The 22,164-nt window shown below is 41.3% G+C and carries 19 protein-coding genes, 1 riboswitch and 1 other annotated feature; of the genes, 7 read left to right on the plus strand and 12 right to left on the minus strand.

All coding sequences use genetic code 11. The features are described from left to right. Window positions 1–78: 78 nt before the first annotated feature. Window positions 79–843: a YybI family spore inner coat protein gene (locus IEX94_RS17430; protein WP_188859247.1), complete on the minus strand. Its 765-nt coding sequence runs from the start codon at window positions 841–843 to the stop codon at window positions 79–81. 119 nt (window positions 844–962) lie between these two features. Here IEX94_RS17430 and IEX94_RS17435 point away from each other — a divergent pair, with 119 nt between their 5' ends. Continuing rightward, entirely contained in the window at window positions 963–1,274 is a 312-nt protein-coding gene (locus IEX94_RS17435) for a rhodanese-like domain-containing protein (RefSeq protein WP_188859249.1), read from the plus strand. A gap of 242 nt (window positions 1,275–1,516) precedes the next feature. Here IEX94_RS17435 and leuS read toward each other — a convergent pair whose 3' ends face one another. Continuing rightward, complete coding sequence (gene leuS, locus IEX94_RS17440; protein ID WP_188859251.1) at window positions 1,517–3,931, minus strand: leucine--tRNA ligase; 2,415 nt, start codon at window positions 3,929–3,931, stop codon at window positions 1,517–1,519. 152 nt (window positions 3,932–4,083) lie between these two features. Further along, window positions 4,084–4,295, minus strand: a binding site (T-box leader). A 94-nt stretch (window positions 4,296–4,389) separates the two neighbouring features. Here leuS and mnmM point away from each other — a divergent pair. Further along, entirely contained in the window at window positions 4,390–4,950 is a 561-nt protein-coding gene (mnmM, locus tag IEX94_RS17445; RefSeq protein WP_188859253.1) for a tRNA 5-(aminomethyl)-2-thiouridylate-methyltransferase MnmM, read from the plus strand. A 52-nt stretch (window positions 4,951–5,002) separates the two neighbouring features. Here the strand turns inward: mnmM and IEX94_RS17450 are convergent, their stop codons facing one another. Further along, on the minus strand, window positions 5,003–5,431 hold the full coding sequence (locus tag IEX94_RS17450; protein WP_188859255.1) for a DUF1801 domain-containing protein: 429 nt from the start codon (window positions 5,429–5,431) through the stop codon (window positions 5,003–5,005). A 94-nt stretch (window positions 5,432–5,525) separates the two neighbouring features. Beyond that, complete coding sequence (locus tag IEX94_RS17455; RefSeq protein ID WP_188859257.1) at window positions 5,526–6,617, minus strand: tetraprenyl-beta-curcumene synthase family protein; 1,092 nt, start codon at window positions 6,615–6,617, stop codon at window positions 5,526–5,528. A 103-nt stretch (window positions 6,618–6,720) separates the two neighbouring features. Between IEX94_RS17455 and IEX94_RS17460 the strand changes: the two genes are divergently transcribed. Beyond that, a complete protein-coding gene (locus IEX94_RS17460; protein WP_188859258.1) occupies window positions 6,721–7,245 on the plus strand; it encodes a gamma carbonic anhydrase in 525 nt (174 codons plus the stop codon). A gap of 267 nt (window positions 7,246–7,512) precedes the next feature. Here the strand turns inward: IEX94_RS17460 and metK are convergent, their stop codons facing one another. After that, on the minus strand, window positions 7,513–8,718 hold the full coding sequence (metK, locus tag IEX94_RS17465; protein WP_188859259.1) for a methionine adenosyltransferase: 1,206 nt from the start codon (window positions 8,716–8,718) through the stop codon (window positions 7,513–7,515). A gap of 123 nt (window positions 8,719–8,841) precedes the next feature. After that, a riboswitch (SAM riboswitch) is annotated at window positions 8,842–8,947 on the minus strand. Window positions 8,948–9,282: 335 nt separating this feature from the next. On the opposite strand from metK, the gene pckA reads away from it, so the two are divergent. The 4 genes from pckA (at window position 9,283) to IEX94_RS17485 (ending at window position 13,965) form a co-directional block, all read left to right on the plus strand. Then, entirely contained in the window at window positions 9,283–10,863 is a 1,581-nt protein-coding gene (pckA, locus tag IEX94_RS17470; RefSeq protein ID WP_373290854.1) for a phosphoenolpyruvate carboxykinase (ATP), read from the plus strand. A 512-nt stretch (window positions 10,864–11,375) separates the two neighbouring features. Then, window positions 11,376–12,359 carry an ABC transporter substrate-binding protein gene (locus IEX94_RS17475; RefSeq protein ID WP_188859261.1) on the plus strand — a complete coding sequence of 328 codons (984 nt, stop codon included), beginning with the start codon at window positions 11,376–11,378 and terminating at the stop codon, window positions 12,357–12,359. Window positions 12,360–12,370: 11 nt separating this feature from the next. Beyond that, window positions 12,371–13,162 (plus strand): ABC transporter ATP-binding protein, encoded by a 792-nt coding sequence (locus tag IEX94_RS17480; protein ID WP_188859262.1) that lies wholly within the window; start codon window positions 12,371–12,373, stop codon window positions 13,160–13,162. Next, window positions 13,159–13,965: an ABC transporter permease gene (locus IEX94_RS17485; protein WP_188859263.1), complete on the plus strand. Its 807-nt coding sequence runs from the start codon at window positions 13,159–13,161 to the stop codon at window positions 13,963–13,965. The genes IEX94_RS17480 and IEX94_RS17485 overlap by 4 nt, the downstream gene beginning before the upstream one ends. A 29-nt stretch (window positions 13,966–13,994) precedes the next feature. Here the strand turns inward: IEX94_RS17485 and ytkD are convergent, their stop codons facing one another. The 7 genes from ytkD to IEX94_RS17520 all read right to left on the minus strand — a co-directional run bounded on the left by ytkD (window position 13,995) and on the right by IEX94_RS17520 (window position 21,759). Further along, the gene (ytkD, locus tag IEX94_RS17490) at window positions 13,995–14,465 is read right to left on the minus strand and encodes an RNA deprotection pyrophosphohydrolase (RefSeq protein WP_188859265.1); all 471 of its coding nucleotides are present in this window, start codon (window positions 14,463–14,465) and stop codon (window positions 13,995–13,997) included. Window positions 14,466–14,575: 110 nt separating this feature from the next. Next, complete coding sequence (locus tag IEX94_RS17495) at window positions 14,576–14,902, minus strand: hydrolase (RefSeq protein WP_188859267.1); 327 nt, start codon at window positions 14,900–14,902, stop codon at window positions 14,576–14,578. 237 nt (window positions 14,903–15,139) lie between these two features. Beyond that, complete coding sequence (locus tag IEX94_RS17500; protein WP_156855572.1) at window positions 15,140–16,579, minus strand: o-succinylbenzoate--CoA ligase; 1,440 nt, start codon at window positions 16,577–16,579, stop codon at window positions 15,140–15,142. Window positions 16,580–16,850: 271 nt separating this feature from the next. Then, window positions 16,851–17,669 (minus strand): 1,4-dihydroxy-2-naphthoyl-CoA synthase, encoded by an 819-nt coding sequence (gene menB, locus IEX94_RS17505; RefSeq protein WP_188859269.1) that lies wholly within the window; start codon window positions 17,667–17,669, stop codon window positions 16,851–16,853. Between the two features lie 134 nt (window positions 17,670–17,803). Continuing rightward, entirely contained in the window at window positions 17,804–18,610 is an 807-nt protein-coding gene (menH, locus tag IEX94_RS17510; protein ID WP_188859272.1) for a 2-succinyl-6-hydroxy-2,4-cyclohexadiene-1-carboxylate synthase, read from the minus strand. Next, complete coding sequence (gene menD, locus IEX94_RS17515; protein WP_188859274.1) at window positions 18,611–20,365, minus strand: 2-succinyl-5-enolpyruvyl-6-hydroxy-3-cyclohexene-1-carboxylic-acid synthase; 1,755 nt, start codon at window positions 20,363–20,365, stop codon at window positions 18,611–18,613. Next, complete coding sequence (locus IEX94_RS17520) at window positions 20,362–21,759, minus strand: isochorismate synthase (RefSeq protein WP_188859276.1); 1,398 nt, start codon at window positions 21,757–21,759, stop codon at window positions 20,362–20,364. Before IEX94_RS17520 ends, menD begins: the two co-directional genes overlap by 4 nt. Window positions 21,760–22,164: the final 405 nt, after the last annotated feature.

The following is a 22,164-nucleotide window of genomic DNA, read 5'->3' on the forward strand; positions in this document are numbered from 1 at the left end:
AGGTATATCATTGAATTTATCACGAAAAAATTTTACTCTTCATAGCTGACACTTTTCTTACATAAAAATACATGTTTTTTAATAGAATTTAGCCGCATCGTATTCTCCAGACCCTTTCCAATCGACCTGTAATGCTATCCACTTGCCGTCTTCGCAGTACCAAAGTGTCTCAACTACACCTAGCTGATCGGCGTGATAGGCTCCGCTTATTTGCTTAAAACTTTTCAATCCATAGCCATTACGGTCACTAATTTCGACAGGTTCAAAAAAGGCAATCGGATCAATCATAAGGGGTGTTTCTTGAAGAAGCTTGCCTTCTTCATCGAATATTCCCAGTCTAATGTAATCATCTTTCCGATCCGCTACATCTACTAGAATAGGTTCTGCGTTCAGCGCGAGTTCAATTACAGCCTGAAATCCGTCTTCAAAATATCCTTTTATATAGTCTTGTTCCGGTAAAGGGATTGATTCCAATTCACTACGAGCAAGTGTATCAAGTTTTGATGTGTACAACCCACCACTTCCTCCTGTAGGACTTTGATAGAAGATATCTGGAACATTATCGTGATTCAAGTCGATAAACTGAATAGTTGGGTCATATCCACCTTGATAATCAATTCGCCATTCTTCGGACTCCGATGTGATAATCGCAAAAATATCTTTGTAATATACGGAATCCGGACTAAAATGAACGCCATACAGCTTAATTGTATCAAGCTTACCATCCCCAGTTACATCCTCTTCATATGTCGAGATGAGAACTGGTTCAATTTCACTTGCCGCTACTTCAATGGTTTGAAAAATCATGATCGGCACGATAAAAAGATAAATAAATAATCGCATACGGATTCCTCTTTTCGTATATTGTCATTTGCTAGCTTGTGTATCTTGATTGCAAGCTATACATGAACAAAGTAAAATATAGCGTGAAATAGAAATCGTTAATAGGAAGGATAATTTTGATGGATCAAATTAAAGAAATAAGTACAACTGAAGTAGAAGAAATGCTAATAAAAGAACAAGACGTCGTCCTTATCGATGTAAGAGAAGATGAGGAAATTGCAAATGGAATAATTGAAGGAGCACTCCATATCCCTTTGAAACAAATACCAAAAGCTACAGATTCACTTGATCGGTCAAAAGAATATATCTTAGTATGCCGTTCGGGTGGAAGAAGTATGAACGCTGCATTATATATGAAAGAACAAGGTTTCAATGTTTCAAACATGATAGGTGGAATGATCGACTGGCAAGGTGAAGTAATCATTAAATAAGCGCCCGTTTAGCAACGTACAAACTGGAGCACTCCGGAATGAGATATAGGAAACACAACGAACGATAGTGAGTTGATGTTGACTTATCGATTGGAGGAGTGTGAAGTTTGATAGTTGCTGGGCGCTGGAGCCGGACGTGGCTAGCCCCGGTCACCTAAGTTATCACAGCATTTTCAATTATACTTATCTTTAAAAAAGCTTTCTCTCCTTTTCAAATAGGAAGAGAAAGCTTTTTCCATCTATTAATTAGCAACAATATTAACTAGTTTACCAGGGACAACAATTACTTTCCGAACTGTCTTCCCACGGGTCCATTCTTGGATCTTTTCATCCGCTAATGCTAATTGCTCAAGTTCTTCTTTTGAAGTGTCTCTTGATACATTTGCTTTCGAACGGACTTTACCCATTACCTGCAGAACGATTTCGATTTCATCCTCTACAAGTTTGCTCTCATCAAATGCTGGCCAAGCTTCGTACGTTATCGTACCAGGGTTACCTAATCTATCCCAGAGTTCTTCTCCCATATGAGGTGCAATCGGATAAAGTAATTTTACAAAGCCTTCCGCATACTCTTTTGGTATCTGGTCGACTTTATAAGCCTCATTCGTAAATACCATTAATTGAGAAATCGCCGTATTAAAATGCAGATTATCATAATCTATGGTGACTTTTTTAACCGTTTCATGATAAACCTTATCTAATTTCTCATTTGACCCTTCTGTAACTTTATCTGTCAAACTTCCATCCTCATTGATGAACAAGCGCCACACTCGGTCCAAAAAGCGTCGTGCTCCATCAAGTCCAGTAGTAGACCAAGCAACAGAAGCATCTAGTGGCCCCATAAACATTTCGTATAGTCTTAGCGTATCAGCACCATGTGAGTGAACGATATCATCAGGGTTTACGACATTCCCTTTCGATTTACTCATCTTCTCATTACCTTCTCCAAGAATCATCCCTTGGTTATATAGCTTTTGGAACGGCTCTTTCGTAGGTACGACACCAATATCATATAAAAACTTATGCCAGAATCTCGCATAGAGCAAGTGTAATACTGCGTGCTCCGCTCCTCCAATATATAAATCAACCGGCAACCATTCTTTAAGTGCCTCCGGATCCGCTAACGCTTCTTTGTTATTCGGATCGATATACCGTAAGAAATACCAGCTGCTTCCTGCCCATTGCGGCATCGTATTCGTTTCACGACGACCTTTCATTCCGGTTTCTGGATCAACAACGTTCACCCAGTCTTCCGCATTCGCTAATGGAGACTCACCTGTACCAGAAGGTTTGATTTCCTTAATAACAGGTAATTCCAATGGAAGTTCTTCCTCAGGAACAGCCGTCATTGAACCATCTTCCCAATGGATAATTGGAATTGGTTCACCCCAGTAACGCTGTCTTGCAAAGAGCCAATCGCGAAGACGGTAAGTGATTTTCTTCTCACCCTTACCATTTTGAGCGAGCCAGTCGATCATCTTTGTAATTGCTTCTTCGGTATGCAATCCATCTAAAAATCCGGAATTGATATGGGGGCCGTCGCCAGCATACGCCTCTTTCGTCATATCTCCACCACTTACGACTTCGATAATGGGAAGATCGAATTCTGTCGCAAATTCATAGTCCCGTTCATCATGCCCGGGAACCGCCATAATCGCCCCAGTACCGTAAGACATCAACACATAGTCCGCTACCCAGATCGGTATTTTTTTATCGTTAGCCGGGTTAATGGCATAGGCTCCAGTGAATACTCCGGTTTTATCCTTCGCCAAATCGGTTCTTTCTAGTTCGGATTTTGTCTCAACCTCATGAAGATATCCTTCAACTGCGTCCTTTTGTTCTGCGGTTGTAATCTCTTTAACGTAAGGGTGTTCCGGAGCAAGTACTGTATACGTTGCACCGAACAGTGTATCCGGACGGGTTGTAAAAACAGTGAAATCTTTATCATGCCCATCGATCGTGAAGGTTACTTCCGCTCCCTCCGAACGACCAATCCAATTTCGTTGCATTTCTTTTAAACTCTCCGGCCAATCCAACTCTTCCAGATCCTCAAGCAAACGATCCGCATAAGCAGTAATACGAAGCATCCACTGCTTCATCGGTTTGCGAATAACCGGATGACCACCACGTTCACTTTTCCCATCAATAACTTCTTCGTTAGCGAGAACCGTTCCGAGTGCCGGACACCAGTTCACTGGCACTTCATCAATATACGCAAGACCTTTTTCATACAACTTTGTAAAAATCCACTGGGTCCACTTATAGTAGTTCGGATCTGTCGTATTAATTTCTCTATCCCAATCATAAGAGAAACCTAGTTCTTTAATTTGACGTTTAAATGTAGCAATATTTTGTTCGGTAAATTGCGCCGGGCTATTTCCAGTATCCAACGCATACTGCTCAGCCGGCAAACCAAATGCATCCCACCCCATTGGGTGAAGCACCTCGTATCCTTGCATCCTTTTCATCCGTGAAATAATATCCGTTGCCGTATACCCCTCCGGATGACCGACATGAAGCCCTGAACCAGACGGATAAGGGAACATATCTAATGCATAGAATTTTTCTTTATTGGAATACGTATCTGTTTTAAATGTTTTATGTTTATCCCAATATTCCTGCCATTTCTTTTCAATCTCTGCATGATGATAACTCATGCTGTGACCTCCTTCATGCAACATGGTGCTGATTATTTTATATTAGAAAACTTGGTTGTCACCGAGCTTTTTAGTGACAACCTTAGTCGCACTTATGCAGTAAGAAAGGATTTATACTTATCTTTCTGCCAAAAAAAGCCACTCATCCCCAAGATAGGGACGAGAGGCTTATATTCCCGCGGTACCACCCAAATTAGCAATTATGCTCACTTTCCATCTTTAACGCAGATTTACGGCAGAAGTTACTCATTTCACCTCTGCAACTTATAGGTGAGTTCATAAATACATCATGAGCAGCTTCCACCACCCGCTGCCTCTCTATCCATGACCCGCATTTATTACTAATCCTATGCGACGTTTTTTTAATGTAATGATTACATCGAATTATAAAGAATCCTAAGATTATTGTCAAGATAAGCCAAATGTTCTATTCTTATGCTAGAAAGGATGTATGAATCATGTTAAAAAATGTCTTGCAATTCGCCCACCATTTACTAGAAGAAACCATTTCCCCAGGAGACCTCGCCATTGATGCAACTTGCGGAAATGGTAACGATACACTTGTCTTAGCTAAGCTTGCTGGTGCACAAGGAAAAGTACTGGCATTTGATATTCAAAAACAAGCGATTGCTTCAACACGAGAAAGGCTTGAAGCATCCGAATATACGAATGTCACGCTTATTCAAGATAGCCATGCCCTTGTCGATCATTATCTAGAAGATAATGAGGAAATTAGTGCGGCGATTTTTAATTTAGGCTATTTACCAAAGAGTGATAAACAAATTATCACGACAAGCAACTCGACTATTCCTGCTGTAGAAAAGTTATTAGCTAGGTTAAAGAAAAAAGGACTCATTATCCTTGTTGTTTATCATGGTCATGAAGGCGGGAAGGAAGAAAAAACAGCACTTCTTGAATATGTTACGGAACTCGATCAGAAAAAGTACCATGTCCTTAAATATGATTTCATTAATCAAATCAATAATCCGCCATTCGTGCTCGCTATTGAAAAGAAGTGAATGGACAGGAAACAGGTCAGTTAGATTTATTCTCCGACTGACCTGTTTCTTTTTAAAAATCAGTGATTTCATAGTGCTCCGTTACAAAGGCAACTGTTTCTTTTATCATTTCTTCCAGAATAGCTCGATCAATATCTTCAAGCTTATTAACATAGACACAAGCTTTGCCGGCTTTATATTTCCCGAAGTTCTCGAGTAATTTTTCGCGCTTCCCCTCATCCATCATGACATAAATGCTATGTCGAGCTTTTCTAGGGGAAAAACCTACTATCGGTGCATCGCCTTCATGGCCAGAAGCATATTTATAATGGTAAGAACCATAACAGATAATACTTGGTCCCCACATTTTCGCTTTTCTTCCAGTTACACTGGAGAAAATATCCAACAATTTATAAGCATCTTCCCGCCGTTTCGGATGGTCTACCGATTCGATAAACTCCACGACATCCCGATCATTTTCTTTCGTTTTTAATTCATACATAAATTCATTCTCCCTTAACTCGTAAGTTTGCCACGTATTAACGGTCTGTAATACCCCCACCTTAAACAGTCCGTAAATTCCTGATTCTGTTCAACTAACATTCAGTGGGGGGAAGGCGCCCCACTGAATGAAGTTTCACTTTATTATACAAACGAATATTGTAATGAAGAAATGCTCCCGACATTCCTGCTGTTTTTAACAATCTTTTCCTAACTTGCTTCCCTTCCCGTAACGATTCAACCTTTTCATCACTTAAATATAATGCAACAAGACCTTTAGGAATGTACTGATGGAAAGTCGAATCAGGTAGGTCCCGCGTACGGTCTTCTGCTAAGTGTATAAAATATTGTAACCGTTCGAGAAGCTCCACATCATCCCGGTAGTAATTGCAAAAATTTAAATCTCCTTCCATTTCATCTTCTTTTTGATCAATATAATAATCAAGTAAAATATGCAAGCCTTGCACAGATGGAAAATAACTGTACATAATATGCTGCGGAAGCGATGCAGTCATTTTCCCGCCCATTGCATAAGACACAAGACAAAAAATGCCAAGCGTTGATCCAGACGCTGCTGCAAATTCATACCAGCTTAATCCAAACGCTTTATCTTTATTTTCCTTATACCAAGTTGTCAGCCGCGGGATGCGCTCTTCCACTTTGACGTGTTTATGTACTTGAAGGTCCGCATACAGCGCCCATAGTTCTAAACAATATTCCTGGATTTGTTCATAGTCGTCGCTATCTTTCAATGCAGCTTGACACGTAAGCACTAATTTCTCAAGATAACCCCCATCAGCTTTCTCCGACCGATAAGCATAATAATCTTGTAAAGCTGCTTCAGGACGGAGCGCATCCTTCATCGCCTCATGGAGCATTCGAAAATCTTTCGGATCAAGTGACGTACTGCGATCACAGAGATTATCCAAGTAATCGCTGATCGTCTGATACGCAACGATAAAACGAATTGCTTTTTCATACTTCATTCCAGCAAGCAATGCGAACACAGCACCACCTTGACAATGGAATTTTTTTGAATCGATACTTGCTAGGGCTTGTAGTTGCAGTTCCCTATCTGGAATAGCCGCTGCTTTCTCTTCCCACCCTTTCATCTCTTCCTCAACAATAGGAAATAAAGTGTTATAGACTTCATATAGTAACCCAGTTGCTGTATTCGGTACTAGCATTCCTTGTGCCTCCACATCATTTCATCATTTTTACGTAGATTTGTTATACTATCATTATTATCAACATTGGGCTTAAAAAATACAAGGGAATAGGAGTGTTCATATGATTGATCATTATCAAGGGGTTTATCCAACAATTCATGATTCAGTTTTCCTAGCAAAAAACGCTGTTATAAATGGAGATGTCACAATCGATGAGGATTCGAGCATTTGGTTCCACGTTGTAATCCGCGGAGATATCGCACCAACAAGAATTGGTAAACGAGTCAGCATCCAGGACTTGACCGTTCTGCATCAAAGCCCTGATAATCCACTTATTATTGAAGATGACGTAACGGTCGGTCATCAAGTCACCCTACATTCAGCCATTATTAGAAAGAACGCCCTTATTGGTATGGGAGCAATCATCCTAGACGGAGCGGAAATCGGAGAAAATGCATTTGTAGCAGCAGGAAGCCTCGTGCCACCGGGGAAACAAGTTCCACCAAACACCTTATATATGGGAAACCCTGCAAAATACGTAAGAGACCTTACAGAAGCTGACTACCAAGAAATGGAACGGGTAAGGAAATCCTACGTGGAGAAAGGTCACTATTATAAAGTACATACAGATTTAGGTAAAAAATAAATTTTCCTTTATACAATAAGAGCTATCCCAACTTGACGGAATAGCTCTTATTTCACTTCATATAAAACTATTAAAAATGTAGTGGTTAGCTAAAGTTAGCAGTCGCTCACGTATGGGGCAACACCGGACTATTCCTTTGAAGCACAGTTTGTATGCTACTATGACTTCTGGATACGCTAGTACAAACGCTCTTCGGTGGGATGAGTAACCTTAAGTCCCAAGCGCCCGCAAAACTATACTATAATGACGTTTCCACCTTCGCGCTTTTTACTTTTCACAAACTATCTTTTGCAGTTCTTCAACTTTATCAAGTTTTTCCCACGGGAAAATAATGTCGGTTCTGCCGAAATGTCCGTAAGCCGCTGTATTTTTATAAATTGGCTTCCGTAAATCAAGCATCTCGATCAGCCCTGCAGGTCGGAGGTCAAATAGCTTACGCACCGCTCCCACTAATACTTCTTCCTGATATTTACTCGTTCCAAATGTGTCGATTGTGATAGATACAGGCTCTGCAACACCGATCGCATAAGCAAGCTGTACTTCACATTTTGCAGCAAGCCCTGCCGCCACGATGTTTTTCGCTACATAGCGAGCTGCATAAGCACCGGAACGGTCCACCTTTGTCGGATCCTTCCCACTGAAAGCACCTCCACCATGACGTGCGTAGCCTCCGTACGTATCCACGATGATCTTCCGGCCCGTTAAGCCGACATCACCTTGCGGACCGCCAAGCACGAAGCGGCCAGATGGATTGATGAAGTATTTTGTATCTTCATCTAAAAGCGCTTCTGGTATGACCGGTTTAATAACATACTCGCGAATGTCAGAAATAATCTGTTCATTCGGAATGTCTTCATGATGCTGAGTAGAAACAACGATTGTATCCACACGAACTGGTTGATTCTTTTCATCATATTCGACGGTAACTTGCGTCTTCCCATCTGGACGTAAATAATCCAGTATACGGTTTTTTCTTACATCGGAAAGACGTCTTGCAAGCTTATGGGAAAGGCTAATTGGAAGTGGCATATATTCCTCTGTCTCTTTCGTCGCATAACCGAACACCAATCCTTGGTCACCTGCTCCGATTGCTTCTATCTCTTCCTCCATCTTCCCTTCTCTAGCTTCAAGTGCCTTATCGACTCCACCGGCAATATCAGGTGATTGCTCATCAATTGCAGTCATGACGGCACAAGTTTCATAATCAAATCCATACTTTGCTCGGGTGTAACCAATGTCTTTCACCGTCTGGCGGACAATTTGCGGAATATCTACATAAGTTGTAGTTGTGATTTCACCTGCTACGAGCACCATTCCCGTCGTAACGACTGTCTCGCATGCCACACGTGCATCTGGATCCTTTTTTAAAATATCATCCAGTATCGCATCAGATATTTGATCCGACATTTTATCTGGATGTCCCTCTGTTACAGATTCTGAAGTAAATAAACGACGATTTGCATTTGCAGCCATTTGGCTTGTTCTCTCCTTTGTAATGTGTAACGGAACCCGATCTCTCCATTCGTTCCATTATTCAAAGCATGAAAATAAAAATCCTTTCCCGCAAGTATGAGGAAAGGATTAATTAGCCTTTCACTCTTATTGTTCAAGGAAAATTCCTTGCAACAGATTAGCACCTTTCACAAATCGTGAGGTTGCTGGGCTTCACCGGGTCTGTCCCTCCACCAGCTCTGAATAAGAATTGAAATTATTATAACCTTATTTAAAAGGGATTCGTTACTTAATAATCGATTACTGAAAAATAGCGTATCATATTTCATTATTTTTTACCAGTTTTATTTTCATACTGTCTGTTCTTTGTTACAATCAAATATAGAACAACATATTGAAATCGTTTTCCAACGAAAGTGATAACGAACCAAAATAGGTTACCGGCAATTCTCAAAAATCCCCCCAATTAGTATGGACTATTTAATTTAATGTGTTATACTAATGTCAGATTTAAGATAAGCGATAAGGAAGTTTGCAGTCTTCCTTCAACAAAACCTTTTAAAAGGCAGGAGAATAAGAATGAAAATGGTGGAGAAATCATTGACAAATCAACTATTAGAACACGAGAATTTGAATCGAAATTATTCAGTAGCTCGTCTGGTGGAACGCGTGTTAGATCGAAATGAAGGCGTTCTAACTTCGACAGGGGCAGTAACTGCAACTACAGGTAAATATACAGGTCGTTCACCGAAAGATAAATTTATTGTTAAAGACGAGATTACGGAAGACACGGTTGAGTGGGGCCCAGTGAATCAACCGATCGATGAAGCTTCCTTTGATAAGTTACACGAAAAGGTAGTAAATTACTTAATGGAAAAGGACGAAGTTTATCAGTTCCAAGGCTTTGCTGGAGCGGATGAAAAATATCGTTTACCGATCCAAGTAATTAACGAATTTGCCTGGCATAATCTCTTTGCCCGTCAACTATTTATTACACCTACAGAAGAAGAACTTAAAACACATCAAGCAGAATTTACGGTTATTTCAGCACCGCATTTTAAAGCAGACCCTGCAGAAGATGGGACGAATTCAGAGACATTCATCATCATTTCCTTCAAAAAACGTGTCGTATTAATCGGGGGAACGGAATATGCAGGGGAAATTAAAAAGTCGATCTTCTCTGTAATGAACTATCTGCTGCCACAGCAGGATGTTTTATCGATGCACTGCTCAGCGAACGTTGGTCAAGAGGGTGACGTGGCATTATTTTTCGGCCTATCCGGAACCGGAAAAACGACTCTTTCTGCTGATCCATACCGCCGGTTGATTGGTGATGATGAACATGGCTGGAGTCCGAATGGTGTATTTAATATTGAAGGCGGCTGTTATGCTAAATGTGTTAATCTTTCTGCAGAGAAAGAGCCACAAATTTACAACGCGATTCGCTTTGGATCCGTACTTGAGAACGTTACGATTGATGATGTGACAAGTGAACCAAATTATGACGATACGAGCTTGACTGAGAATACCCGGGCAGCTTATCCGGTAGATAATATCGATAACATCGTCACTCCAAGTGTTGCTGGTCATCCAAATACGATTATTTTCTTAACAGCCGACGCGTCTGGAACATTGCCACCGATCAGCAAGCTTACGAAAGAACAGGCTATGTACCATTTTCTAAGCGGCTATACTAGTAAGCTTGCTGGAACAGAGCGTGGCGTGACAGAGCCGGAAGCAACCTTCTCTGCTTGCTTTGGCTCCCCATTCTTACCGCTCGCACCAGCGAAGTATGCGGATATGCTTGGACAAAAAATCGATCAGCATAATTCTAATGTATTCCTCGTAAATACAGGTTGGACTGGTGGATCTTACGGTGTTGGGAACCGAATGAAATTATCCTATACACGCGCGATGATCCATGCCGCGCTAGAAGGTGAATTGAATCATATCGAAACAATAACCGATGATATATTCGGCTTGCAGGTTCCTGTTCACGTAGCAGGTGTGCCTGATGAAGTACTCATCCCGAAGAATACATGGGAAGATAAAGCGGCCTACGAACAGGAAGCGAAAGCACTCGCTAAGAAATTCCACGAGAACTTTGCGAAGTTTGAGAACGTGAGTGAGGCTACTAAAGCAGCAGGTCCCGTGTATAAAGGGTAACAATGTATCCTCATCCCAAAAGGATAATTATAAATTTCATTAACAGCGACTTTGCTGGGACTTCCGATTTTTTTAATAAAAATCGGAAGTTTTTTTATCACGTATTAACGCTCTGTAATACCCTCACCTCTAAACAAGTGGGAAAACCAAAAAGGTAAGGTGGGGGATATACAGACCGTAAATACCTGATTCTATTCAACTAACATTCAGTGAGGGAGGTAAGGAAACCCCACTGAATGAAGTTTCACTTTATTATGATAATTTGTATCGAGGGTTAGCCCGTTCGCTCTGCCCCCCAGCAAAGCTCTTGTGCGTTGCTGCGACTACTGGATCTGTTATTACAAACGCAATTCGGTAGGACGAGTAATCACAGTCCCAAGCGTCCGCAAACTTACTGTCAGGGTACTTTCGTCTTTGTTTTTCTCATTTACCCCCCTGTCTTCTGCACAATTCCACCGCCCAGGCATAAACTGTAGTTGACTATCCACTATCATGCGAAAGGGTCGGACAATATGAGAAAAATAACGAAAGGTTTACTTTTGCTCGGCTTCCTGTTATTTATTACTGCCTGTCAATCAGAAACAGTGAAGATTAATCTCGCTGAAGTTACGCGCTCCCTATTTTACGCCCCACAATATGTAGCATTGGAACAAGGATTTTTTGAGGAAGAAGGCTTGGATGTTGAACTTCAAACGACTTGGGGCGGGGATACAACAATGACTGCACTCCTATCCGGCGGAGCAGATATTGCCCTAGTAGGGTCTGAAACATCTATCTACGTCTATGCTCAAGATTCCCGTGATTATGCAGTAAACTTCGCTCAGCTCACGCAAACGGACGGTACATTTCTTGTGGCAAAAGAGGCTTACCCCGATTTCACCTGGGAAGATATGAAAGGGAAAGAATTTCTTGGCCAGCGTGTTGGAGGTATGCCACAAATGGTTGGAGAATTCGTGCTGAAAAAACATGACATTGATCCGCATGATGACCTTCTCTTAGACCAAAGCGTTGATTTTGCAAATATCCCTAGCGCTTTTCAGTCAGGGAATTATGAATTCGTACAATTATTCGAGCCGACTGCAAGTGTTTTTGAACAGGAAGGGCAAGGACATATTATCGCATCCTTTGGCGAAGAATCCGGAAAAGTTCCTTATACCGTTTTCATGACACAGGAAAGCTATTTGGAAAAGAACGAAGAAACGGTGAAAAAGTTTACACGAGCCATTTACAAGGCCCAGCAATGGGTGGAGGAAAATAGCCCCGAGACGATTGCGGAAGTGATTGCCCCCTACTTTGAAGATACCGATCTAGATATACTAGCTTCTTCTATTGAACGATATAAAAATCAAGACTCTTTCGCCAAAGATCCTTATTTAGATGAAGAAGAATGGGAAAATTTGAAAGCGATCATGGATGAAGCTGGTGAACTCCCCATTGATGCCCCTCATAAAGACTTGGTTAACACGGACATTGCCGAAGAAGTGATGAATGAATAGGAGGGATATTTATGGCGATTTTAAAGCTTGCCGGGGTCAGCCATCATTATTTTTCAAAAACAGGCTATACGAAAGCACTTGAGGACATTAGCTTTACGATGGAACGCGGGGAATTCGTATCGATCCTAGGGCCAAGCGGCTGTGGCAAGTCAACGATTCTCTCCATAATCGCACGGTTACTTGAGCACACTTCGGGAAATATTTTCATTCAAGGCGAACCAATTAAACAAAGTAAGGAAGAAATTGGTTATATGCTGCAGCAAGATTATTTATTCCCTTGGAAAACGGTCCAAGATAATGTTTTACTTGGGCCAAAGATCCAGAAACGCCTAGACGAAGAAGCAGAAAATCGGGCTAATGTTCTGCTTCAGGAAGTCGGTTTATCGAACGCAAAGCACCAATATCCGACCGAATTGTCTGGAGGAATGAGACAGCGTGCCGCCCTTGTTCGGACGCTTATGAATAACCCGGAAATTTTCCTCCTGGATGAACCATTTTCATCTCTCGACTTTCAGACAAAATTGAAACTGGAAGACCTTGTTGCAACAATTCTTAATCAATATAAGAAAACAACCATTCTCGTAACCCATGATATTGGAGAAGCGATTGCGATGAGTGACCGGATCATGATTATGGAGGCGAATCCCGGTAAAATTGTAAAAGTTTATGAGGTACCAATGGAATTACGTGAAGAATCCCCAATTATCGCCCGGAAGCACAAAGCTTTTCAACCACTGTTCGATACGATTTGGCAAGAGTTAGAGAAAGAAGAAGTGCAACAAAAATCTGGTGAAGCGACATGAAGAAGCTAAAAGATGAACAATTATATAGAGCGTATCAAAAAGGGATTAAAAAAGAGAGAAAAATTGTCCTAACATGGCAAATAAGTATTGCTGTTCTTTTTTTCCTCTGTTGGGAAATTAGTAGTCGCCTTTACATTATTGATCCATTATTATTTAGCTCTCCCTCAAAAATTTTCGACCTGATCTTCACACGAATTGCAAACGGGAGCCTGTTCGTCCATGTTTCGGTTACATTATTTGAGACATTACTCGGCTTTCTCATTGGTACGATCGGTGGTGTGTTAATCGCAACTTCCCTATGGTATTCAAACCGGTTCGCAAATATTATGGATCCATATTTAGTCATTTTCAATGCGATGCCAAAAGTTGCTCTTGGACCGATTCTTATCGTCGCACTCGGCCCAGGGTATCTATCGATTATTGCGATGGGATTTATTATCTCAGTAATTGTTACTACTTTAGTTGTTTACCGGGCTTTTTTAGAAGTGGACCGGAATTATACGATGGTACTGCGCAGTTTCGGGGCGAATCAATCACAAATATTTAAAGAAGCAATTTTTCCCGCTTCACTCCCTGTTATGATTTCCACATTGAAAGTGAATGTCGGGTTATCCTGGGTCGGAGTTATTGTCGGAGAATATCTTGTTTCCAAACAAGGACTTGGATATTTAATTATTTATGGTTTCCAAGTGTTTGATTTTTCACTCGTAATGGCTAGTCTTGTTATTATCGCGATACTAGCTGCATTGATGTATAAAGGGGTCGAAAAGCTCGAGGCTTGGCTGATGAAGCATACGAGATAAGGCACGGACAATGTCCGCGCCTCCTCGTCCTATTCGAAATATTTCTCGATGTATTCCATGGCATGTTCAATAACCCGATCTTTCATGATAAAACTGTAGGATGAATTAAAATTCACGTTTTCAGGAATTTTCAACAACAATACCGGCCCATCTGTTTCAAAATAAGTTGGTTGCTCTTTTAATTCTTTCACTTCGGCGAAATAAAGATTTTTAATGACATAATCCTTTTTACCATCTACGAAATATTGCCCGATATAATGAAGGTTAGTAACAACCCCACCAGTTTCCTCCAGCACCTCTCTTACGGCAGCATCGTCTGCAGATTCTCCAGGTTCGACTTTTCCACCCGGAAATTCCAGTCCTCGTTCCTTATGCTTTGTCAACAGCCACTTTTCACGGTGTTTGCAGATGACGAGGACATGTTTTGGTTCTTTGGAAAAAGGATGATCTTGAAAGGATAATTGTACTTTATTATTATAAAAGTCTCTAAATGTAATCAAACAAAAACACGACCTTCGATGTATTAATTATTTCATGTCTTTTATTTCCTTAGGTTGCTTCATTGTACCATATGTACAAAAAGAAAGTGAGGTCTCCCCCACTTTCTCTTTTAAACTAAACCATTACCCGGTCCGTTCAGAATATCGATGGATTCGATATGTGCTTTCGTGTCCTCATCACCAAGCTCATGAAGCAGTGCATACAGTTCTTTCAAGTTCCTATCATACCGCGCGTTTTCTGGAGAATTATCCGGAGGGATAAATGGAATATGCGCCCGAACATAACTTTTCAAATTCGCCTCGTCCATATTTTCCATCTTTTCCCTTATCTTGCTAAGATCTCCATCATCCGCATAGATCCCAAATGTCGCGCTACCTTCCGCACTCTTCTTGTGAATACCACCATCTGCAATATTCACGTAATATTTCTCTTTCATGAATTCACCCTCCTTTGTATTAGTTTACCTTTTTAAAGAAAATGCATGTACAAAAGCCGAATGAATTGTTGAGGCCCCACTTGGGACATGGGTCAGTGTGTTTGTCCCCGGCGTGAGCGGGACGTGGGGTCGGGACGTGGGGTCAGTGTAGTTGTCCCGATATGAAGTGGGACAGAGAAATTGTCCCACCAAAAAATAAGCCTTCCGCTATAGTAGTGGAAAGCTCGCATTGTTACTTTATTCAAGTTCTTTTAATTTTTTTCTAACTAACTTATTTGACGCATTTCTGGGCATTTCATCGATAAATTTGATTTTCTTCGGCAATTTGTACTTTGCCAATTGTTTGCTTAGTTTTGCTAAAATATCCGTTTTCGATATAGATTCATACAACACTACATAAGCAACGGGAACTTCACCCCAAGTATCATCGGCGACACCGATAACTCCTGCTTCTTTAATCTCTGGTATTTTCATCAGTGCATTTTCAATTTCAGAAGGATAAATATTTTCTCCACCGGAAATAATGAGATCTGTTCGGCGGTCCACAACATAAAGATAGCCCGCTTCGTCGAGATAACCGAGGTCCCCTGTATGAAGCCACCCATCTATAATCGTCTGCTTATTGGCCGCTTCATTTTTAAAATAACCTTTCGTGACCATGGGCCCTTTTACAATAATTTCGCCAACATCATCCTCACCAGGATTATTAATCTTCAGTTCAGCAGGTAATAGCGGTTTTCCGGCTGAACCAATTTTTAATAATGCGTCTTTAGCGGATAATGTTGCTATTTGCGAAGTCGTTTCCGTCATCCCATAACTCTGGAAAACCGGTATCTTTTTATCTTGTGCTTGTTTCAATAATACTTTTGGAGCGGGACCGCCGCCAAGTAGAAAACAACGCAATGTTTGTGGATAATTTTCCGAGCCCAGTTTATCCATAAGACGCTGAACCATCAATGTTACAACAGAAACGATGGTAACTTTTTTATCCATAATCGCTTCGTGAACTAGATCAACATCAAACTTTTTCATCAGATAGACCGGCATTCCATAAATCACACTTTTCATTAAAGTGGATAGCCCGCTTACATGAAATAACGGCAAAGAAATTAACCATTTATCATTTTTCTCCAGTCCAAGGTTTAATGCGGAGGAAATAGCGCTCCACCAGTGATTTCCATACGTGTGTACGACCCCTTTTGGAAACCCGGTTGTACCAGAGGTGTAAATAATTGTAAATGGCTGTTCTAAATTTAGTTCTAACTGTAATGTAACTTGCATTTCTTTTTGCTCATTGACTTCATCGTACGCATAGACTTGATTCACTTGAAGCTGTCGGGAAGAGTGCTTATCATCCGTAATGAGTATACTTACTTCAGCATCTTGCAGCTGATAATTTAATTCATCATCACTCAGTCTTGTGTTTAATAGCACACCGACAGCTCCGAGGTAACTTATAGCATGAATCATATAGACCATATCTAAATTGTTAGCCGATAAAATTCCAAGATGAGACCCTTTTTTAACACCAAGTCCAGCTAGTTTTCTTGCCATTTCCATACTTCTGTTCTGTAATTCTAGAAAAGTAATTTTACCGCCGTCTACTAATTCAAGCGCAGTGCTATCTGGTGATAAATTTGCTTGTTTCGAAAGCCAGTGTGGAATAATTTCAGCCATTTATATTTGTTCCTTTCATTAATTACATAATTGCTTTTTACTTTGTCGAAGTGGGACAGTTACTCTGACCCCTTGTCCCACTTCAAACCGGGACAACTGCTCTGACCCCTTGTCCCACTTCAAACCGGGACAAAGCCTCCGACCCCTTGTCCCACCTCAAACCGGGACAAAGCCTCCGACCCCTTGTCCCACTTCAAACCGGGACAAGTGCTCTGACCCCTTGTCCCGGTTCAAAAAGAAAACCTTTGCTGGGGTAGCAAAGGTTTTGGTTTTACGGGAAGCGTGGGAACTTTTTGAAGTCCGGTTTTCTTTTTTCTTTAAATGCATCGCGGCCTTCTTTTGCTTCATCTGTTGTGTAATAAAGTAACGTTGCATCTCCGCCTAATTGCTGCAATCCAGCAAGTCCGTCGGTATCTGCATTAAATGATGCTTTCAAGAAACGAAGCGCTGTTGGTGATTTCTCCAAAATCTCTTCACACCACTGAATTGTTTCTTCTTCCAGCTTCTCATAAGGCACGACTGTATTGACAAGTCCCATATCAAACGCTTCTTGGGCGTTGTACTGACGGCAAAGGAACCAGATTTCACGTGCACGTTTATGACCGATATGACGCGCTAAGTAACCTGCTCCATAACCCGCATCAAAGCTACCAACTTTCGGACCAGTTTGACCAAAGATCGCATTATCAGCTGCAATTGTTATATCACAAACGACATGCAATACATGTCCACCACCAATTGCATAACCAGCTACCATTGCGATTACCGGTTTCGGTATTGTACGGATGAGGCGTTGTAAATCAAGCACGTTCAAACGAGGGATTTCATCTCCCCCGACATACCCGCCGTGACCGCGTACTGATTGATCACCACCAGAGCAAAATGCTTTTTCCCCTTGACCAGTTAAAACGATAACACCGATCGAGGAATCATCGCGCGCATCTGAAAATGCATCGATCATTTCATTTACAGTAAGCGGTGTAAATGCATTTCGCTTCTCCGGACGATTAATCGTCACTTTTGCGATAACGTTATATTTTTCATAAATGATTTCTTCATATTTTTTAGCTTCAACCCATTGTACAGTCAACCCTTATTCCTCCCCTATTCTATTAGAAACTTGGCATTTGCTAACGTTTTTTGGCGAATGCCTTAGTTGCACTTATGCAGTAAGAAAGGATTTATGCTTTCTTATCTGCCAAAAAACTCACTTGATTAATTTTCTCATGATATATGCAATTTTGCAAATTCAAGTAAAGCTTGCTGAAAATGCTCCGGTTGCTCAATATGTAATGCATGTCCGCATTTAGGAAAAATGTCTAATTCTGCATAAGGTAACATTTCAGCCATTTGTTGATTGATTGCCACAAACTTCTCATCCAGCTCACCTGCAAGAAGCTTGACTGGAACTGTTACATCTTTTAAAGCTTCCCAATTGGATGGTTGGCTTCCTGTTCCCATTCCGCGTAAAGAATCAGCAAGCCCTTTTTTCGATTGGGACATTCTCTCAGCACGGATTGCTGCCTGTGTTTCATCCGGCAACTCCTTCTGTGTAGCAAATAACGGGATATTCTCCCAGTAATCAACGAATGATTCGATCCCTTCTTCCTCCAACAGCTTAGCGAGCTCCTCATCACCTGCTTCTCGATTCTTTCTCGCTTTCGTATCCTTTAGACCTGGAGAAGCACTCTCAAGGATAAGCCCCCGTACACTTTCCGGGTATTTCACAGTATAACTTAATGCGGCTCGCCCACCCATTGAATAGCCAACAAGGAAAAACGTATCTAATTCAAGATGCTGAAATAATCCATGTAAATCATCAATACAGGAGTCCATCGTTATTCTTGAAGTTCCTTTTGTCCAGCCATGGCCCGGTAAATCAACTGTAATCAATTGCATCCCATCCGGACGAGCTGTTACAACCTTATCCCATGTCAACGTGCTGCCTGTAAAGCCATGAAGAAGAACAACTGGTACCCCTTCCCCATGAATCTCGTACCAATAATTCATATCTTCCATTGAAAAATACAATTAGACCATCCCATTCTTAAAGAAAATTTCATCTGCAATTGCCTGCCATTTCTCATGGTGCCACTTTACATTCTCTTCCCGATCCGTTTTCACTTCGACAATTGATAAACCTTTTTTCTCATAACTTGCTTGCAAGATTTCTTTCAATTCTTCCTCTGTTTCTGGGGCAAAGTAATTCGCCTCATAAAGTTCAGCAGCTTTTCTGAAATCCAAATGTAACGGGGTCCCGAATAATGCTTCAAAATGCTTCGGATCCTCTGCTTGGGGGAGGAATGAGAAGATTCCACCACCATTATTATTGATGAGCAGTATCGTGATATCAAGCCCATAATGCTTAGCCGCGTGCAATCCATTCATATCATGGAAAAATGATAAATCCCCTAAGACGAGCGTCACTCGTTTTCCAGCAGCCGCCGCTCCAACTCCACTTGAAACCATTCCATCAATTCCATTTGCCCCGCGGTTGGCAAGAACCGAAATCGGTTTATCATCCGTTAAGAAAAAGGTATCTACATCCCGGACAGCCATACTGTTTCCTACATAAAGCGTGCTACCTTCAGGAATGACTTCACGCAGTCCGCGAATGGCTTCACCTTCCGTAATCTTCTCTTCCATACCAAAAAGAAAATGATTTCTCGCTACTTTGTTCATCGCTTTCCAATCATGCAACCATTCCTCTGAAAAGGCTGGCTGATCAACAGCAAGCAATTCTTCACAAAGTGTAGTTGGATCTGCATAAATGAATTCCGTTACATTTCCCGTCGGTTCCCTATAGCCAGAATGATTTTCTACAACGAATTGTGGAATCGTTGCATTTTCTTTTATGAAAAATAAATAAGGTTTTGAGACTGGCATAGCACCAAAACGGATAATAAAATCAGGCTTCATTCGGTCTCGAATTACCTTATTTTTGAGTAGTGCGTCATACGTTTCAATAATATTTTCCTTACTATGTGTCCCACTTCGCAGCCCAGAGAGCGGGTCAGCTAGTATTGGCAGCTGCCACTTTTCAGCAAGCGCGACAACTTGCTCGGGGAACTGTTCATCAGCATCTGCTTGTGGTCCGCAGACGATCAGCCCCTTTTTCTTATTTGTCAACTGGCTGACAAATGCTTCGAGCTGTTCTTCCGTCAATCGTTTTTTTCCGTCAAGCGGGATGCGAGCTGAATGTTCAACCATTCCTTTATACTTCCAAATGCCTTCCAGGGAAAAGTCAAGAGTAAGTGGTTCACGTAATGGGAAGTTCAAATGAACAGGACCTGGATTCCCTTCACAAGCCATATACACTGCCCGTGCCGCTTTTTGTCTCACATAACGTAACATACCGTCATCCACTTCAGGAATCGCCATTTCCTGGAACCATTTAACATAATTGCCGAATAAATGAAGTTGATCAATCGTTTGCGGGGCGCCGACATCCCTTAACTCATGGGGCCTATCTGCAGTTAGAATAACGAGCGGAACACGGCTGTAATACGCCTCGACAACTGCCGGATAATAATTCGCTGCAGCAGTACCTGACGTACAAACTAATGCTACCGCTGCTTTCGTCTGTTTCGCAAGTCCGAGCGCGAAAAATGCAGCGGATCGCTCATCGATAACAACCCATTCCTTGATGTGTTCATGTTCGGCAAAGGCTAGAGATAGCGGGGTTGACCGGGATCCAGGGGAAATAACAACATGCTGAATTCCGTTTTGAATCATTTCATCGACAAAATTGGCAGTATACCTCGTTAATATTTCCGTATGATTCATTCCTGTTTTCCTCCCAGCACGTTTAGCATCGGCAGCATTTTAATTCTTGTCTCTTCAAATTCCATTTCCGGATCGGAATCGGCTAGAACCCCGCAACCAGCAAATAGTGATGCCTCATCCCCTTGGATTAGTCCAGAACGAATTGCTACCGCAAACTCTCCATTTTGATTGCTATCAACCCAACCGATTGGGGCACCGTACCATCCCCGGTCAAGCAGTTCATGTTCACGTATATAAGCTAACGAATCTTCTGTTGGCGTACCACCAAGAGCAGGTGTCGGGTGCAGATCTTTAAGACAATCGAAAATGGAATACTCGTCTTTCAACGTTCCTGTTACCGGCGTATATAAATGCTGTAGGTTTTTTAACGGATGAAGTACCGGTTCGTTCGGAATATTGACGTCTGTACAGGTTTTTAGCACAGCTTCTTTAATCATTTTTACGACAAATTCATGCTCATCCCGATTCTTCTTGTCATGCAGCAGTTCATAACCGATCTGCTCGTCCTCCTCTTTCGTCTTCCCACGAGGAGCCGTTCCCGCAAGACAGGTCGAAAGTAAATTATTCTTTTCTACTTTGACTATCCGTTCTGGAGTCGCACCAATAAAACAGTCCCCTCCGCTTTCGAATGCGAAGATATAACTGTTTGCCTGTGTATGATGCAGCTCTTCAAGAACTTGCGTGATATTAATCTCTTCCGTAAAGGATAGACGGACTTCCCGTGCAAGGACTATTTTTTCTGCGCGTTTTTCTTTCATTTCCTTTGTTGCTTCTTTGACGGTTTCTTTCCATTTTTCTGGTTCAATGACTCGATTTCTTTTAATCTCAATATGCTGCACGCCGAATGTCTTACCAGTTATAAACTTCTGTGTGTTTTTACGAAGTCTTGTTGCTGCTTCATCTATTGTCTCTTCTTTATTGATGAGTATATTCACCGTCACATAACTGTCTGAATGATAAGTTGTCAGCATTAATTCCGGAATATAGAATTTGCTTAATTCAAATTTCTTCCAAAGCTCTGTTTTGGCTTCAAGTGGGTCAAAATCCATTCCGCCAAAAGCCACAAGCCCTGTTGCCGGCACCATCGTATATGGATTATCGATCCAAGCATTTTTTACTGCTTGCTTCCATAGATTCTCCGTTTCTTGAAAACGATTATTTTCAGCTATTAGCGTTTGCACGCTACCGACTCCCGTTATTGCTAGAGTGCGATTCGGATTCTTCCAATAAAAGCGATCTTTAACAAATTGCTTCGCCCCTTCGAATATAAGTAGAGGGTCTTTATTTTCTATTTTCTTCGTCAAACTGAAAAGCTTGGATGATTCATTTTGGCCGATGGAATGCTTTACGGCCGCTATTTTTTCCTCAAGCTCTTTCATTTGAATATCGATCATAACTATACCTCCGATAAAACGAAACTTCATTCAGTGTGAGATTTTGCTCTAGTCCCACTGAATTAGCTTTAGTCAATCAGGGTGTTAGCATCCGTTATCTCCCGCCTAAAATAGATTTGATTCATCTCTCCAGGTGAAGGCGGGAGTTTTACGGACGATTGCACCGTGATAAATACCACTAAAAAAACATCTATAACCATTTTATGCTCTTTTCTTCACTTTCTCAAGAAAAGGACCGTTTTTTGACATTTAAGCTAAAAAAATAGGGATCTCCGCTACCCTAGTGTTGAAATAACAATGTGCTAGGACTAAATAAAAGAAATTGACACTTGTCCTTTATTTTCATAAGATTAATAGGATAGCTTGGTAATGTAAAAAGTTCTATGAAAACCAAGTGAAAAATAT

Source organism: Oceanobacillus indicireducens, assembly GCF_014647195.1.
GTDB lineage: Bacteria > Bacillota > Bacilli > Bacillales > Amphibacillaceae > Oceanobacillus > Oceanobacillus indicireducens.